The sequence below is a fragment of the Elizabethkingia bruuniana genome (genome assembly GCF_002024805.1).
Lineage (GTDB): Bacteria > Bacteroidota > Bacteroidia > Flavobacteriales > Weeksellaceae > Elizabethkingia > Elizabethkingia bruuniana.
In genome coordinates, this window is the sequence record NZ_CP014337.1 from 95,374 (window position 1) to 113,074 (window position 17,701).

15 protein-coding genes are annotated in these 17,701 nt (G+C 36.6%); 8 read left to right on the forward strand and 7 right to left on the reverse strand.

The window, feature by feature from the left end; all coding sequences use genetic code 11:
* Positions 1-8: 8 nt before the first annotated feature.
* Positions 9-848, forward strand: a complete 840-nt coding sequence (locus AYC65_RS00470) for an alpha/beta hydrolase family protein (RefSeq protein WP_034866570.1) — start codon at positions 9-11, stop codon at positions 846-848.
* A 73-nt stretch (positions 849-921) separates the two neighbouring features.
* Here the strand turns inward: AYC65_RS00470 and AYC65_RS00475 are convergent, their stop codons facing one another.
* From AYC65_RS00475 to AYC65_RS00485, 3 genes are read right to left on the reverse strand one after another with little or no spacing between them, the layout of a single operon-like run.
* Positions 922-1,515, reverse strand: coding sequence for a hypothetical protein (locus tag AYC65_RS00475; protein WP_034866568.1), 594 nt, complete (start codon positions 1,513-1,515; stop codon positions 922-924).
* The gene (locus tag AYC65_RS00480; protein ID WP_200289548.1) at positions 1,502-1,999 is read right to left on the reverse strand and encodes an RNA polymerase sigma factor; all 498 of its coding nucleotides are present in this window, start codon (positions 1,997-1,999) and stop codon (positions 1,502-1,504) included. Before AYC65_RS00480 ends, AYC65_RS00475 begins: the two co-directional genes overlap by 14 nt.
* 4 nt (positions 2,000-2,003) lie before the next feature.
* The gene (locus AYC65_RS00485) at positions 2,004-2,900 is read right to left on the reverse strand and encodes an alpha/beta fold hydrolase (protein ID WP_052114594.1); all 897 of its coding nucleotides are present in this window, start codon (positions 2,898-2,900) and stop codon (positions 2,004-2,006) included.
* Between the two features lie 134 nt (positions 2,901-3,034).
* Between AYC65_RS00485 and AYC65_RS00490 the strand changes: the two genes are divergently transcribed.
* The 7 genes from AYC65_RS00490 (at position 3,035) to AYC65_RS00520 (ending at position 13,372) form a co-directional block, all read left to right on the forward strand.
* Positions 3,035-3,682, forward strand: a complete 648-nt coding sequence (locus AYC65_RS00490; protein WP_034866565.1) for an HD domain-containing protein — start codon at positions 3,035-3,037, stop codon at positions 3,680-3,682.
* 37 nt (positions 3,683-3,719) lie between these two features.
* Entirely contained in the window at positions 3,720-4,328 is a 609-nt protein-coding gene (locus tag AYC65_RS00495) for a hypothetical protein (protein WP_234300208.1), read from the forward strand.
* A gap of 165 nt (positions 4,329-4,493) precedes the next feature.
* A complete protein-coding gene (locus AYC65_RS00500; RefSeq protein ID WP_034866560.1) occupies positions 4,494-7,322 on the forward strand; it encodes a SusC/RagA family TonB-linked outer membrane protein in 2,829 nt (942 codons plus the stop codon).
* Positions 7,323-7,331: 9 nt separating this feature from the next.
* Positions 7,332-8,753, forward strand: coding sequence for a RagB/SusD family nutrient uptake outer membrane protein (locus AYC65_RS00505; RefSeq protein ID WP_034866556.1), 1,422 nt, complete (start codon positions 7,332-7,334; stop codon positions 8,751-8,753).
* Complete coding sequence (locus AYC65_RS00510; protein ID WP_034866553.1) at positions 8,753-10,144, forward strand: glucoamylase family protein; 1,392 nt, start codon at positions 8,753-8,755, stop codon at positions 10,142-10,144. Before AYC65_RS00505 ends, AYC65_RS00510 begins: the two co-directional genes overlap by 1 nt.
* 65 nt (positions 10,145-10,209) lie before the next feature.
* Positions 10,210-12,531 (forward strand): beta-glucosidase BglX, encoded by a 2,322-nt coding sequence (gene bglX, locus AYC65_RS00515; protein WP_034866550.1) that lies wholly within the window; start codon positions 10,210-10,212, stop codon positions 12,529-12,531.
* A 43-nt stretch (positions 12,532-12,574) separates the two neighbouring features.
* Positions 12,575-13,372: a carboxylesterase family protein gene (locus AYC65_RS00520; protein WP_034866547.1), complete on the forward strand. Its 798-nt coding sequence runs from the start codon at positions 12,575-12,577 to the stop codon at positions 13,370-13,372.
* Between the two features lie 74 nt (positions 13,373-13,446).
* Here AYC65_RS00520 and AYC65_RS00525 read toward each other — a convergent pair whose 3' ends face one another.
* From AYC65_RS00525 to AYC65_RS00540, 4 genes are all read right to left on the reverse strand, one after another.
* A complete protein-coding gene (locus AYC65_RS00525) occupies positions 13,447-14,643 on the reverse strand; it encodes an efflux RND transporter periplasmic adaptor subunit (protein ID WP_034866546.1) in 1,197 nt (398 codons plus the stop codon).
* Between the two features lie 91 nt (positions 14,644-14,734).
* Positions 14,735-15,088, reverse strand: a complete 354-nt coding sequence (locus tag AYC65_RS00530) for a four helix bundle protein (protein ID WP_034866543.1) — start codon at positions 15,086-15,088, stop codon at positions 14,735-14,737.
* 65 nt (positions 15,089-15,153) lie between these two features.
* Positions 15,154-16,344 carry an ABC transporter permease gene (locus tag AYC65_RS00535; protein ID WP_078674685.1) on the reverse strand — a complete coding sequence of 397 codons (1,191 nt, stop codon included), beginning with the start codon at positions 16,342-16,344 and terminating at the stop codon, positions 15,154-15,156.
* A 93-nt stretch (positions 16,345-16,437) separates the two neighbouring features.
* Positions 16,438-17,667, reverse strand: a complete 1,230-nt coding sequence (locus AYC65_RS00540) for an ABC transporter permease (protein WP_034866540.1) — start codon at positions 17,665-17,667, stop codon at positions 16,438-16,440.
* Positions 17,668-17,701: the final 34 nt, after the last annotated feature.

Genomic DNA, 17,701 nt, shown 5'->3' on the forward strand with positions numbered 1-17,701 from the left:
CCAACGATATGAAGGAAGTAATTCTGAAAACCCGGGATGGCGTAAATATTATAGCTCATCTCTTTCAACCCGATAAAAGTAATGGGAAATTAGTACTGATTAATTCTGCAACAGGAGTGAAGCAGCAGGTTTATTTTGCTATTGCCCAATATTTTGCCGAGAATTTTTTTACCGTCATTACCTATGATTATCGGGGAATAGGACTCTCTAAACCTCCAGATATGCGCAACTTCAATTCCGATGCTGTTTTATGGGGTAAAGAAGACTTTGGAATTATTACAACTTATATCAAAGAAAACTTTTCTGATTATCAAAAATACTGTTTGGGGCATTCTGTAGGTGCTCTAATACTAGGTATGAATGCTGATTCAGAGATATTTGAAAAATTTATTTTTGTGGGAACCCAGAATGCGTATGTCGGAAATCTTAAATGGAAAACCAGAATTGAAGCATATCTGGGCTTCGGAGTGGTACAGCCTTTAATCACAAGACTATTCGGTTATTTCCCTGCACAATGGTTTGGTTTGGGAGAAAGTCTGCCAAAAGGAAATGCTTTCGATTGGCGAAAATTAATTCTGAATAAAAAGTCTACTAATAAACTTCTGGAGCGTACAGAAAGCTTTGCCGAAAGTCTTAACCATAAAGTTTTTGTAATTCGTGCAGAGGATGATGTATGGCTAACAGAAAAAGGTGTTAAGAGTCTGCTGAATGATACATATCCGAATATGAAGCCTACCTACAGACTGATAAAGGTATCAGAATCTGAAAAAGGAGAAATAGGACACATCAATTTTTTCCGCAGCTACAACCGAAAACTATGGGGAATTATTCTGCAGGAAATAAAATAACTAAAGCGGATATTCCCGCTTTAGCTATTGAAGATTATATAGCTTGTCAGGCTCAATACTGACCCGGAGTCGGTTATTTAAATTGTTTTTCCAGATTTTGTAACTCTGAAATAATAGTGTTGATTTTGAGGTCTGTTTTTGCTAAACTTTTTTTACCAAGATAAAAATAGGTAAAAAACATCCAACCAAAAGTAAGAAATAAAGCAACAAGTTTATAGGTAATACTGACATCCTTTAAAACTTCCAGTAAGTAAATAACAAGAGCTGAGCCTAACAGAAGATAATATACAGGCATATTCCAGCGGATTTGTTTTTTCCTAAACTCATTGTACTCCTGCCATTGTTTTAAATGTTCAGAGGGTGGTGCGGCAGCGTTAATCTGTGCAATTTTTTTTACAGTTAGCAGCAGCAATACAGCCTGTATAAAGCAGATTAAAGAAATTGCACCCATTGAAATGTATAAGGCAGATGTTTTGTATCTGAAGTCTAGGAAATATGCCATGATAAGAATGATAATTCCGGTAGCGATTAATACTGTAGCTAAAAAAAGCTCTTTGTTTTTCATCTTCTGTCGGGTATTTTTTACCGCGCTAAGGTTCATTTTAGGTATGGAAACAGAAGTGTCATTTTGTTTCCAAAGTTGTTGAATGTCATTAAAGTCTTGCATGTTGTTGAAAAATTTCGGTGAGTTCTTTTTTTATTCTGTGAATTTTTACTCTCAGATTATTTTCTGTAATTCCCGTAATCTCGGCTATTTCTTCATAAGGTTTTTCATCTAGTACAAGTGTGATAATAACCCTGTCAGCCTCTTTTAATTCACTGATACATTTGTATAAAAGCTCTGTATCTTGTGTCTTATCCTGCTGGACTTCATCGGGGAGACCAACTATTTTTTCTTCAGAGATCCTACTTATATTTTTTTGTTTGCGCAGGGTCATAAGGCAATTGTTCACAGCAATCCGATAAATCCAGGTACTCAGTTTAGAATCGTTTCGGAATTTATTCAGGTTTTTCCATACTGTGATAAATGTTTCCTGAAGCAGATCCTCCGCATTGTCCATGTCTCCAGTGTAACTAAGGCATAACTTTCGTATTCCCGGGGCATACTGTCTATAGATATTCTCGAAGTTTTCCTGAGTATTCATATTCATGGGATTATTTTAAGAAAGTATCCAGTTCCTGAAAGAACCATTCGGGCTGGTCATACATAATGAAATGTTTACTGTCTGCAATGTGTAAAATTAGGTTTTTTACATTCTTATACTGTTCAGCAAATTGCTTTTTTGAATTTTCTAATGTTTCAAATTTACTACCCAATACCAAAACCGGAGCAGTAATTTTAGAGAGATCGCTTCGGATGTCAGTTGTCATCATTTCATAAAATGCACCAGCCAAAGTATTTCTGTCGCTCTTTGCCTGCCATTCTGCAATTAATTTTGCCTTTTCCAAATCTGTTACTAATTGTTTTGCAATATTTTCTGCATAGGTTTTCAGTTGTTCGTTGGTCATGGCAGCATATTGTTTTGAGAAAGTCTCTTTATTAATGAGCTGCTTTGCTTGTTCAGATGTTATATCAGGATTTTGTAAGGCTGTGTAGAAAGGAACTCCGTCTACTACAATAACCTTCTTAAATAATTCAGGGCTTGTGCTTGATACCCAAAGACTGAGAAATCCTCCCAGGCTATGTCCTATGATAACAGGATTTTTTAATTTTTTATCTTTTGCATAAGCAATGATCTCATTCTTCGTAGTTTCTAATAAAGGTTCTTTTATAGAAGGCTGACCGGCAAAGCCCGCAAGAGTAAGGATATGGCACTCGAATTTATTTTTTAAGTGATCTACCGTTTCTTTCCATACATCGCTACTACAGCTGTAGCCAGGGATCATAATAACCGGAGTTCCTTTTCCTATAACTTTTACATCAAAGGAATATTTGTTTTGGGCGAAAGAAACGGTAAACCCAAAAAACATAACTGCTAAAAAAAAAATTTTAAATATTTTTTTAAAAGGACTAAATGTATCTTTGTTGTAACTGAAAAATGTAATTTCCATTGTGACTAATTTAAAGGTTGATAAACTTATTTCTTAGAATATTCTGTATATAGGATGATAAGAGTTGATGTTTATTACAGAAAAATTTAAAATATCTTTCAAATAATTGATAATCAAACAATAAAATTTAATTCATGAGTGATTTAATTTCTAAAACAATTGAATTTGTAAAGAAAAAACTTGAAGGGGCAGAAGCAGGACATGACTGGTTCCATATTGAAAGAGTATGGAAACTTTCTAAAAAGATTGCCGAGGCTGAAGAATGTAATATTGAAGTTGTAGAATTAGGAGCATTATTACATGATATTGCGGACCCTAAATTTCATAATGGTGATGAAAATATAGGACCAGATACTGCAAGAGGGTTTTTAGAAAACCATAATGTAAATGAAGATATTATTCGGCAGGTAATCTTTATTATCAGAAATATATCCTTTAAGAACAGAAATGAAGCACCTAAAGAAAAGCCAATAGAATTACAGGTGGTTCAGGATGCAGATCGTCTGGATGCTATCGGGGCGATAGGAATAGCAAGGGTTTTTAATTTCGGAGGATTTAAGAATAATCCTATTTATATTCCTGGAGAAGAACCAAAACTAAATTTATCTAAAGAGGAGTATAAGAAGTCCAACGGAACCTCAATTAATCATTTTTATGAGAAGCTTTTATTATTGGGGGGCTTGATGAATACTGAAAAAGGAAAAGAAATGGCAGCAATAAGGCACCAGTATATGGAAAATTTTTTGCAGCAATTTTATGACGAATGGAACGCAGTAGTGTAGAGCTATTCCGTAGAAAATCTTATTTTTGTTGAAAATTATGATGTACGCTATTACCATAATACTCTTTATATTTCTGTGTCTTTCGTTATTGTTATCCACAATACGAACAGGAAGGCTGGCACTATCTATAAAAATACTTCGCTGGGTTATTACTATCGGAGGTATTACTTTCTTTAGCTGGTGGTTTTTCAAAAAGAGCTTTCCAAGACTTACGGATAACTCTTTATCGGTTCAGATTATCAATAATTTACAGCAACCTATAGATTTCTATACGGTAAGAATTAATAAAGGCCCGGATGCCGGAGATGTTATTAATCATTTGGGTATAATTAGATCCGGATACTACAGAATAGAATATTTTAATGTGAAAAATTCTGATGAATACTGGTTAATGGGCTTCATTGGAAAGAAAAAGCTGGTATATTTTTCTCAGCATGCTGTTGTGAACAAAAATGAAGACCAGCTGGTAGAGGTACGAAATTATATTAATCAAAGTCAGCGTTTGTCCGATCTGGGTGTCAAAAAAGTGAATGCTTATGTTAATGATACAGTTACAGAAGCCATTTGGATTACTTTAGATTTTCTTCTTATATTCCTTAATCTGGTATTGCTTCTTCGCAAAAGAACACTCAGAGTGGAACATTAATTATTTGGCTTACAGAACAATATAAAACCCCTTTTTAAGGGGTTTTTATTTTTTTATAATAAAATGTTAAAAAAAGTTGTTGTAATGTTAAGAAAAATTAATATATATTTGATATAGTCTTTTTTGGAGACAATTGAATGTAAGTTAAAGTAAAGAAGTATTAGTATGAACAAAAAAGTGTTACAGGTTTCGTGCCTTGTAGCGGCATTTTATTTTAGTGCCGACGTACATGCTCAAACCAAAAAAAATGACACTGTAACCAAAGAAAAAGCTATCGAAGAGGTGGTTATGATTGGTTATGGTAGTCAGAAGAAGGAAAATGTTACCGGAAGTATTGGTGTAATTAGTGCCAAAGATCTTGCGGATAAGCCTAACCCTAATCCAATTAGTTCTATTCAGGGAAAAGTTGCCGGGGTTCAGATTCAGAACTCTGGAGCTCCCGGAGGATCACCCAGGGTAGATATTCGGGGAGTTAGCTCCCTTTCCGGGAAGACCGTATTTATTGTTGACGGAATGATTACAGATGATATTTCTTTTCTTAATCCACAGGATGTAGAATCGATGAGTATTCTGAAGGATCCTTCCAGTTTGGCAATCTTCGGTGCAAGAGCTACAAATGGTGCGGTTATTATCAAAACGAAATCAGGAAAAAATAAAACAGTATTCAACTTTAGCTCTTATATAGGCGTTAAAACAGTAACGAATGTTCCTAAAATGGCTAACTCCGATCAGTATGTGGAGCTTTATAATGAAAAACTGAGAAATGAAGGCGTTACTGATCCTACCAAATTTATTTCAAGAGCTAATTATCCGGCGAATACCAATTGGTTTGATGAAGTGCTGAAAACCGGTTTTATCAGTTCTAATGATTTTTCTGCTTCAGGTACTATAGCTAAAAAATTAAACTATTTTGGAAGTATTGGTTATTTAGATGATGGCGGAACATTAGCAGCGGGCAGAGGTGTTAGTTCCGGTAATAATTTTAAAAGACTAAACACAAGATTAAATCTTACTTATAAAATTAATGATAATATTTCCATAGGTAACAATTTTACATGGTCACATATTAATACCAACAATGCTAATAATCCTTTATTAACAGCTTATTCAGCACCTCCGGTTTATTATCCGATAAATCCGGCAATTAATAATTATGATTATTTTTCACTTATTTCTGCTGCTAACCCAAGAGCTGTGCTCGATTTGTTCAGATCAAAAGATAAGCAGGACAGAATTCTGAATAATGTCTGGGGAGAAGTTAAATTCTTAAAAGATTTTAGTTTTAAAGTTAGTTATACCATAGATAATACAAATCTGTATAAATACGAATATACTGCGATTAGTGACTATAATCCGAACAAGCCGGCTATACCATCCAATCTTGTGACAAGAGATACAAGAACCGAGGGATATGTATGGGATAACATTTTGTCATGGAAGAAAAATTTCAACAAACATCATTTCGAAGTTTTAGGAGGTTTTTCCCGTACACAAAATTATTATCACGGAGTCTATACCAAAGTACTGAACGTTCCTTATACCGGAAGCGATAAAGATCTGGTAACAACTAACGGAACAGATCTGGTAACTTTTACATTTAATAAAGATGCTGAAGTAAATATGGTCCCATACAAAAATCGTATTGAGTCTTTATTCGGAAGATTAAACTACGATTATGCGGGTAAATATTTAGTAAATGCTTCTGTCCGTAGAGATGGAGCTACAGGTTTCTCCTCTAATAACAGATTTAAAATTTTCCCTGCAGTTAGTGTAGGCTGGGTAATCAGTAAAGAAGGCTTTATGAGTAATCAGAATCTTTTTAATCTGTTGAAGCTAAGAGCCAGTTGGGGTAAATTGGGGAATCCTGATGTTCGAAGAGATTATGATAAGTTAACAACCATCATTAACTCTGGTGCTTATTTTGGCGGTACAGGAAATCCTGCTGAAACTGTGACCAGAGTTGTTGATCCTAACATTGACTGGGAAACAACAACAGGTCGTGATATTGGTGTAGAAATGGCATTGCTGAATAATAAATTAAAAATTGAGGCAACTTATTTTGATAAGGATTCCAAAAATGTAGTTTATGCCATTAACCAGCCGTCAATTTCCGGAGCAAGCAACTGGAACGATTTTGTAACCAACGCGTATTCATTCAACAACAGAGGTTTTGAGGCTTCTGTAAATTATGACGCTAAGATTAGCGAAAATATAAGATTAGGTGTTTATGCTAATATTACTACGATTAAAAATAAAATAACAAGTGTTTATTTAGATTCTTTTAATGAGCCGGGAGCTCATTTATTTGGTAGTACAATTATCAGGTTACAGGCAGGACAGCCTGTAGGATCTTATTATGGCTATGAGGTAGCAGGAGTATTCCAGAATCAGTCTGAAATCAACGGGGCACCACAGCAGACAAATGCGGCAGTCGGAGGATTCAGATTTGCAGATTTAGATGGTAATGGAGTTATTGATGCCAGAGATAAAACGTTCTTAGGAAGTCCGATTCCGAAGTACACTTATGGTTTTGGATTTAACCTTAGCGTTTATGATTTCGATTTTGCGATGGACTTCCAGGGAGTTCAGGGTAATAAGATCTATAATTATAACAGAGAACAACGTTACGGAAACGAAAACTGGGATTTGGATTTCTACAAAAACAGATGGCAGGGGGCAGGAACTTCCAACTCTTACCCAATGACAACAAATAATCAGGCAATTATATTGCCAAGTAGTTTCTTTGTTGAAGACGGAAGTTTCTTCAGAATCAGAAATATTCAGTTAGGTTATACACTGCCTAAAGAGTTTACAAAGCAGTTATCTGTTCAGAAGCTAAGATTGTATTTCAGTGCACAAAACCCGTGGACAAGCTTTAAATACAATGGATTCTCTCCGGAGATTATGAACAGTGACAGAGTGCAGATGGGTATTGATAATAATATCTATCCGATTTCGGCGATTTATACTTTTGGTATGAACCTAACCTTTTAATTAAAGATCATGAAAAAAATATTTTTGTCAATAGCGGTTGTTTCGTTTCTCGCAGGATGTAAGAACGACAGCTTTTTAGATATACCAGTTGAAGGCCAGACTGAAGAATCTGCCTTCTTCAAAACACAGGATGACGCATTGAAGGCAACCAATGCTATCTATAGTTTTTTAAGAGGTTGGGAAAACTCAGCCTTTCCTTACCAGTTTATATTTGGTGTGCCAGCGGATGATGTAATTAAAGGCTCTAATCCCGGAGATGCTTCATTTATTAATGCATACGACCAATTTACCTATACAGCCAGTGATGGTGGTGTAGAAGGGTACTGGACAGGACAGTGGCAGGCCGTTTCGCGTTCTAATCAGGTTATTACAAGGGTTCCTGAAATTAATATGGATGCTACTATGAAAGGTAGATTAATTGCTGAAGCTAAATTCCTTAGAGCTTACTTTTACTTTAACTTGGTGAGAATTTATGGTGGAGTTCCTATTTTTGATGGCCTCCAGGAGAATTATAATAAACCAAGAAATACTCAGGATGAAGTGTATAATTTCATTATATCGGACCTTTTAAGTGCGTCACAGGCTCTTCCTGATAAGTATGGTGCTTCTGATTTAGGAAGAGCAACAAAAGGAGCGGCTTTAGGCCTATTATCAAAAGTTTATTTGTATAAAAAAGACTGGCAGAAAGCTTATGATACTTCAAATCAGGTAATGGCAATGGGATATTCTCTGGATCCGGATTTCAATCACTTGTTCCGTGTGAAAGGGGAATTTGGACCAGAATCAGTATTCGAAGTTGACTGCTCATGTAGCGCACAATATGGAGGAAGCCAATATGCCGAGGTACAAGGTGTAAGAAATCAATTCGGCTGGGGATTCTTTACTCCGTCACAGGCTTTAGAAGATGCCTTTGAACCAGGAGATTTCAGAAAACAATTTACAATACTGAGAGAAGGGCAGACTACTCCGGAAGGAGATCTGATTAAGAAAGGAGATCCACTTTCTGTAGATACATACAGCTATAAAGCTTATGTTCCTAAGGCAGATCAAAATCCAACATGTGGTCAGGGATCTGTACAAAATATAAGAGTATTAAGATTTGCTGAAATTCTTCTGATTAATGCTGAAGCTGCAAATGAATTAGGGAATACAGGTGCAGCTCAGGCTTCTCTGAATAAAGTGAGAAACAGAGCAAAATTAGGAGATACAACGGCTTCATCTCAGGCAGGATTAAGAACTGCAATTTGGCATGAACGCAGAGTTGAGCTGGCGATGGAAGGTGACCGTTTTGTAGATCTTGTGAGAACAGGTCAAGCGGCAACTGTTTTAGCTTCTTATGGCTTTAAAGCAGGTAAAAATGAATTGTTCCCAATACCATTTAATGCGATTACACAAAGTCAGAATGTTCTGACTCAAAACCCAGGTTACTAATGAGGTTTAAAAACATATTAATATTCACTTTGGCTATTGCAGGGATTACCTGCAGTAGCCAAAGTCCTGTTAGGGAGAATAAGAACCCAGATGCTAAAAAGCTAACGGATGACCAGCTACTGGATAAAGTTCAGAGACAGACTTTCCGGTATTTTTGGGATTTTGCCGAGCCACATTCAGGAATGGCAAGGGAGCGTTATCATCCCGATGGTAATTATCCGGATCGTGATGCGAATATTGTTACCACTGGAGGTTCAGGATTTGGACTAATGTCTATTATTTCTGCTACAAACAGAGGCTATATTAAGAAGAAAGAAGCTGTAGAACGTCTAAATAAAATAGCAGATTTTCTGACGAAAGCAGATCGCTTTCATGGAGCCTGGTCCCACTGGATAGACGGAGAAACTGGAAAAGTAAAACCATTCGGAACCAAAGATAATGGTGGAGATCTTGTAGAAACATCATTTCTGGCCCAAGGCTTCCTTGTTGTGCGGGAGTATTTCAAAAATGGAACTGCTGAAGAAAAAGCTTTGGCAGGGAAGTATGACAAACTGTGGAAGGGTATAGAATGGAATTGGTACACAAAGGGTGGTGAAAATGCTCTGTACTGGCACTGGTCTCCAAATTATGCATGGGATATGAACTTCAAATTGGAAGGTTATAATGAATGTTTAATTACATATGTAATGGCCGCTTCATCTCCAACTCATACGATAAGCAGAGATGCATATGATAAAGGCTGGGCACGTAATGGTAAAATTATTTCCGATAAGGTAGCTTATAATTTTCCCTTGGTATTGAAACATAATGGAGCCGAGAAAATGGGAGGGCCCCTATTTTGGGCACATTATTCCTATCTTGGTTTGGATCCGAACGGACTAAAAGATCAGTATGCAGACTATCAGAAACTGAATTATGATCACTCTATGATCAATTATTCCTATGCTGTAGAAAACCCTAAGGCTTATAAGGCCTATGGAAAAGATTTCTGGGGATTAACAGCATCTTATTCCAGAAATGAGGACGGAAGTACAGGTTATAATGCGCATATGCCGGGAAATGATGTAGGTGTTGTTTCTCCAACTGCGGCAATTAGCTCCATCGTGTATACACCCAAAGAGTCTATAGCTTTCATACGCAACCTGTATGAAAACTATCCTGATTCATGGGGACTAGCGGGGTTCTATGATGCGTTGAGTCCTCAATACAAATGGACTGCCAAATGGTATCTGGCGATAGATCAGGGGCCGGAAGTTGTTATGCTGGAGAACTACCGTTCCGGATTAATCTGGAAACTTTTTATGAACGCTCCGGAGGTTCAGCAAGGTTTGAAAAAACTAGGATTTACTACTTCAAAATACCCTTCGAAAGGGAGAAAAGCAGTAAAATAAAATTTTGTATATTAGTCTTAATTTTTAATGTCTTTATTTGAGACAATAAATAAACTAAAAATAATATGAAGAAACTATCAATTATAGCCGGGCTTATTCTTGCACCTCTGTTTTCAGCACAGCTGGTACATCAGCCGGTACAAAGCTTTCGAACAGAAGCTTATACTTCTAAAAAGAAGGCATTTGTAGATCAGTTAATCGCAAAAATGACTCTGGATGAGAAAATCGGACAGCTTAATCTACCGTCATCCGGAGATTTTACAACAGGACAGGCTCAGAGTTCTGATATAGGTAAAAAAATTGAACAGGGATTAGTAGGAGGATTATTCAACATAAAAGGTGTTGGTAAAATAAGAGATGTACAAAAAGTAGCTGTAGAAAAAAGCCGTCTGAAGATTCCAATGATTTTCGGAATGGATGTTATACATGGTTATGAGACAACATTTCCAATTCCTTTAGGTCTTTCTGCATCATGGGATATGGATCTTATTCAGAGATCTGCACAGATTGCAGCACAGGAAGCTTCGGCAGATGGTATTAACTGGACATTCTCACCAATGGTAGATGTTTCCAGAGAGCCAAGATGGGGAAGAGTTTCTGAAGGATCGGGAGAAGACCCATACCTTGGAAGCCAGATTGCAAAAGCCATGGTTTATGGTTATCAGGGAAAAGACTTATCTCTTAAAAATACCATATTGGCATGTGTAAAACATTTTGCACTGTATGGAGCACCGGAAGGAGGGCGTGACTATAATACGGTTGACATGAGCCATATAAGAATGTTCAACGAGTATTTTCCACCATATAAAGCTGCTGTAGATGCTGGAGTAGGTTCTGTAATGGCTTCATTTAACGAAGTAGATGGTATCCCGGCTACAGGTAATAAATGGTTGATGGATGATGTGTTGCGTAAACAATGGGGCTTTAATGGTTTTATTGTAACGGATTACACCGGAATCAATGAAATGATTCAGCATGGAATGGGAGATCTGCAACAAGTATCGGCTTTAGCAATGAATGCAGGTATTGATATGGATATGGTAGGTGAAGGTTTTTTAACAACACTGAAAAAATCCATAAGTGAAGGAAAAGTAACAGAACAGCAAATCACTACTGCAGCCAGAAGAATTCTGGAAGCTAAGTATGATCTGGGGCTTTTTGATGATCCGTATCGATATACTGATGAGAAAAGATCTAAAACTGAAGTTTTCAATAAAGCCAATCGCGAAGAAGCCAGAAATATTGCAGCGCAGTCAATGGTTCTGCTTAAAAATGATAAACAAATTCTGCCTCTGAAAGCATCAGGAACAGTTGCTGTTATTGGACCTTTAGCCAATAATAATGAGAACATGACCGGAACATGGAGTGTGGCTTCACGTACAAAGGATGCTGTTTCTATAATGACAGGACTTAAAGAAACTGTAAAAGGGGTCAATTTCATTTATGCAAAAGGGAGCAATGTTTTCTATGATGCTAAAATGGAAGAAAAGGCGACAATGTTTGGTAAAGTATCCAACAGAGATAGCCGATCTAAAGAAGCACTGCTGAAAGAAGCTGTAGAAACGGCTAAAAAAGCAGATGTTGTAGTATTGGCTATGGGTGAAACAGCTGAACTAAGTGGAGAATCTAGTTCCAGAGCGAATATAGAGATCCCTCAGGCTCAGAAAGATTTATTGGCAGAGCTTAAAAAGACAGGGAAACCAATTGTGATGGTGCTCTTTACGGGACGTCCGTTGGTCTTAAATGATGAAAATAAGCAGGCTGATGCTATCGTTAATGCTTGGTTTGCAGGAAGCGAAGCAGGTTATGCAATTGCAGATGTATTGTATGGTAAAGTCAATCCGTCCGGAAAACTGCCAATGACATTCCCAAGGAGTGTAGGGCAGGTTCCAATCTATTACAATGCTAAAAATACAGGCCGCCCATTGAGCGATGACAAATCGGATAAATGTGAATTCGAAAAATTCAGATCTAACTATATAGACGAATGTAATACACCGCTTTTCCCGTTTGGTTATGGTTTGAGTTATACTTCATTTGGATATTCAGATGTACAGCTGAGTAAAACGCAACTAAGTGGTAACGATCAGCTAACAGCAAGTATAACATTGACGAATAATGGTAAATACGATGGAAATGAAGTAGTACAATTGTATATTCGTGATATGGTAGGCTCGGTGACACGTCCGGTAAAAGAGCTGAAAGGTTTCCAAAAAGTGTTTTTAAAGGCTGGTGAATCTAAAAAAGTAAGCTTTACAATTACACCGGAAGATCTGAAGTTTTATAACTCGGAACTGAAGTATGATTGGGAGGCCGGAGAATTCGATATTATGATAGGAACAAATTCTCATGATGTAAAACATGCGAAAATAAACTGGAATAAATAATAACAAAAGCAGCTGAAAAGCTGCTTTTTTATATTTTTGAAATATGATAAAAAAGATAGGTTTCGTTTTAGCATTAATGTGGGTAAGTTTTCTTTTTGCTCAGGATTTCTCATTGTTCAAGAAATTCAGATTTTCACAAGGAGAACAGATTTTGCCTTACAGGGTATTATTACCTGAAAACTTCGATCCAGGGAAAAAATATCCGTTGGTTATTTTTCTGCATGGGAGAGGGGAAAGTGGGAATGATAATGAGAAGCAGCTGACTCATGGAGGGAAGTTGTTTTTGAATGATAGTAATCGGAAAAATTTCCCGGCAATTGTAGTTTTTCCACAATGCCCTGAGGATTCTTATTGGAGCAACGTGCAAATCGTATCCGATGATGTTGGGCAAAGAAAATTTTATTTCACCAATAATGATGTTCCAACAAAAGCGATGTCACTATTATCTGGCCTTTTTGGAAATCTTCAAAAGCAGTATAATATAAAACAGGATCAGATTTATATTATGGGGCTTAGTATGGGGGGTATGGGAACTTTTGAGCTGGTGAACCGCAAGCCGGGAGTATTTGCCGGAGCTATCGCAATATGTGGTGGAGCGGAACCGTCCACAGCTTCTAATCTGAAAGCTACAAACTGGTGGGTTTTTCATGGTGGAAAAGATGATGTAGTGCCTTCAGGGTTTTCAGATGCTATGGTAAAAGCAATGAAATTGAACGGAGTAAAGGTAAAGTATACTTTGTACCCCGAAGCAAATCATAACAGCTGGGATTCGGCATTTGCAGAACCTGACTTGTTGAAATGGCTGTTTAGCCAGAGGATTCAAAGAACTATAAGTAAGTAATTATCTGATTATATAATTCAGAAGCGCCGCAGACAAAGTCCGCGGCGCTTCTTTTAACAATATCTAATTTAAACTTATTTAGCGTTTTTTTGCTTTAATTCCTCCTTATCCTTTTCAGAAGGATTCCATACTTTGATTTCAGAATCTTTAGTGATACCAGAAAGTACCTGTACGTTGATACCATCACTAGCACCAAGAGTTATATATACTTTTTTAAACTTACCGTCTTTTTGTTTTACTTCTACGAAAGCTTTGTCTTTGTTATTTTGTTTTTCATACTGGATAAGAGATTCATCCAAAAGAAGAGCATTTTTCTGGCTGTTCATAATGATTTCACCATTGGCAGAGAATCCTGCGCGGATATACTCGTTGTTAGGATTGAATACATCTGCTTCCAGAGGGAATTTAATACTTCCTGTTTCATCCTTTCCTTTAGGAGCAATTAACGTTAGCTTTCCAGGGAAAGTTTTATTTTGTAAAGCCCCGATGATGATATTCATATTCATTCCTTCTTTTAGTCTTCCAGCCTGTGCTTCGTCGATAGTACCTTTAAAAATAAGTGAATTAAGGTCAGCGACAGTACAAATAGTTGTCCCAGCATTGAAGTTATTTGCTTCGATAACCTGGCTACCCTCTTTTACAGGAATTTCCAGAATAGTACCATTAAGCTTGGAACGAACTTGGGTTGTTGCCAGACTTTGTAATTCTGGTGTAGATCCGGTTCTGGCAATCTGAAGGCGCTTTTCAGCAGTTCTTAACTGTTGCTCTGCAATTGATACAGATTGTGCTGCACCTTTATATTGTTGTTCAGCATTGTAATATTCCTGTTTAGAAATTACACCTTGTGCAAAAAGCCTTTTTTGCATATCATACTGCTTTTGCTGATTGTTTAAAGTAATTTTAGCATTGCCAATCTGCAATTCGGCGTCCTTTATAGACTGTTGTGCAGCATTCATCTCAGAAATACTAGGTACAACATTAATTGTAGCGATTAACTGCCCCGCTGTAACTTTATCTCCTTGTTTTACGTGAATAGATTTTATAATCCCGGGAATATTTGGTTTTATCTCAACCTCCCTGCGTGGTACAATTGTACCAGTTGCAAGTACTTTATCCTCCAGTGTTTGTATAGTAGGTTTACGTGTTAAGAAGGCCTCTTCCTTTGCAGAATTGGACGAGATCATATAACTGATACCTTTAAAAAGAACCAGCAATAGGATAATTCCTAAGATGATATAAATGATTTTTTTGAAGTTGAGCTTCTTTTTCATATAATTATTATTTTTTTATTAATAGAAATTAATGGGTAATGAATCAGTCGTTTGTGAATGTGTCAATGAGTGAATTGTGAATAATTAATTTTTATGATTTTAAAAGATTACTTAGTAAAATGAATGTTGATATGATATAATTTCCTAATTCTGTCAATTCTTCTGGTTTTATATAATTTCTTTCAATAATAACCTCGCAGCAGGTATCGATTTCTACTATTGAGCCTCTTGCGATTTTATAAAATCTGTTTCTTTCTGTTTTTGATTTTCTGGATGAACCTTCGGATATATTTAATAGTACTGATGTTGATGCTCGTTTCAGTTGGCTTTTTAAATTAAAATTTTCAGAATCAGGTAATTTTTCAAGAATATCATAAGATGCATTAAGTAGCTTCTTTGCTGATTTATAAACTTCCAGATTTTGATGATTCAATTTTAAAAACATAACATACTATTTTATTGATATATTCACCTCAATTCACTTATTGACCCATTCACCTATTCACTGTTTTATTCTGTTCTTAATGCTTCAATAGGTTTTATTCTTACTGCTCTTTGTGCCGGAATAAGTCCGATAATCAGTCCCAGGAATACCATCACAAACATGGCAGAGAATACATTGGAATAATTAACACTCGGATTATAAAACGGGAATGAATCATTGTTTTCCGTAAGAGCATTAATCCCCATAAGCAGGAATATACCCAGGAAGAAACCAATAAGGCCTGAGCTAAGTGTGATAACGACACTCTCCAAGAGGATTTGGTTACGAACTTCCGAAGGTTTGGCTCCCAATGCACGACGAATACCAATCTCTTTAGTACGTTCTTTCACTGTAATCAGAAGAATATTGGAAATGGCAATAACTCCGGCAATAATAGTAAGTGTTCCTACAATAATGGTCAAAAACTGCATTCCGGTAAGAAAACCCGTTAGCTTTTTGAATTCTTTCCCCAGATTAAAACTTCCATAGGCGTTTTCATCTTCAGGAGATACATGGTATTTTTCTTTTAATACTCTTTTTGCATTATCTTCTATCTGAGCAAGATCTGCATTGTCTTTTCCTACAACAGCAAACATTTCGGCAACATCTCCGTTATTAAACATTTTATTGTATGTTGTGAAAGGGATAAAGACCATATCATTGCTTTCCATTCTGGGGCCATTTGTCGCCACTTTAAAAACTCCGATAACAGTAAAATATATTCCTTTTATTGTTACTGTTTTACCAACAGGGTTTTCTCTTTTTTTAGCATCAAAAAAAGATTCATAGACCTCATTTCCGATTACTACTACATTTTTGTTGCCCGAGATATCAGGATCGTTTATATAACGCCCGAATGTTAATTTCTTTTTACTGATGGCATCTCCAATAGGATAGTCTCCGGTGATTCCATAATTACCTTTTTTTCCGTTGCGTACTAATGGTTCGGGTTTCCCAAAACGTGCTCCACGACTGTTTTGTGGTGAAATGTACTTAATGCCCGGAACTTTATTTTTCAACATTTCTATGTCGTTGGTATGCAGCTTCATTAATTTTCCTTTTGGGAATCCTCCATAGGGAATAGAAGTGCTCTGCGCCCACATAAAAATAGAATTGGTAGCAAAGCCATTGAAAGTTTTATTAAAACCGTTTTCAACACCTTTGGCAGCTCCCAGAAGACTTACATACAGGAACATACCCCAGCCTACGCCAATCATGGTAAGGAAAGTTCTGAGTTTGTTATTACGCAGTGAGTAATAAATCTCCTGCCATGTATCTAAACTAAATAATAATTTCACTTTGTCAGGTTTTTATTCTGTTCGTAATGCTTCGATTGGTTTTATCTTGGAGGCACGGTAAGCCGGAACGAATCCCGCAATAGCACCTGCAATTACAAGGCATAAGAAGGCGAAAATTACCATTCCTGTGCCTACTTTTGGCTCTTTTATAAAATATGGTTCCAGGCTATTTCCTAACAGATTAAGTGTTAATAGGCCGAATAATACACCAACTAGTCCGGAGATTACTGTGATAACCACACTTTCCTGTAATATAAGAGCAACAATACTGTTTGGTCTGGCGCCAATAGCTTTCCTTACACCTATTTCTTTTGTTCGCTCTTTGATAATATACACCATAATATTGCTGATCCCGATGATTCCGGCGATTAGTGTTCCGCCGCCAATAACCCCTACAATAACAGTTAGTACAAGCATAAACTGTAAGGTATCTTTCATATTTTCAGCATTATTTCTTACAATAATACCATTGTCATCCGTAGGATCTATACGGTGCTTACTTTTCATGTCTTTTTTTATGTCATTTCCCAGATCAATAGCTTGTTGGGTAGACATTTTTTTGTCGTAGGTAACGAAAATAGTATTCAGCGTATCCGAACTTTTTTTCATCATCTGTAAAGTACTTACCGGAACAGTAATCATACGCTCGTCCCAGTCGCCACCATTATCAGAGAATACTCCGACTACAGTAAAGCTGGTTCCGTTAATATTGATTCTTTTACCAATAGGACTTCCATTTTTGATGAGGTCTTTCTGAACCAGCCGGCCAATTACCGCAACATTTTGCTGACGTGTTACATCCGATGCATTAATATACCTGCCATCTGTAACGAGTCTGTTTTCTATTTTTATTTCGTCGCTATTGGTACCGGAAATCTGATAATTACCACTTTCTTTTCCATATTTTACCATCATATTGGCACTATAACGCGGGGCAGCAGATTCAATCTGAGTTTTATTTTTATCAGTGATCTCTTTATAATCGCTGTTCCGCATGATAATTTTACGATTGGACTGCATCCCCGCATAAGGCTTGGAAGTCTGTGTACTGAATATCGTAATAAGATTTGCAGCATCTCCGTTAAATTCATTTTGAAATGAATTTTGTAATCCGTTACCAATACCAAAAAGAACAATAAAAATAAAGAGTCCTAAAGCGACAGTTACTCCCGACAAAATCGTCCGGAGTATATTACTTCGGATAGAACTGAATATTTCGTGCCAGCGGTCTATATCGAACATATTTTGTTATATTTTGTATGTTAATAGTGAATAA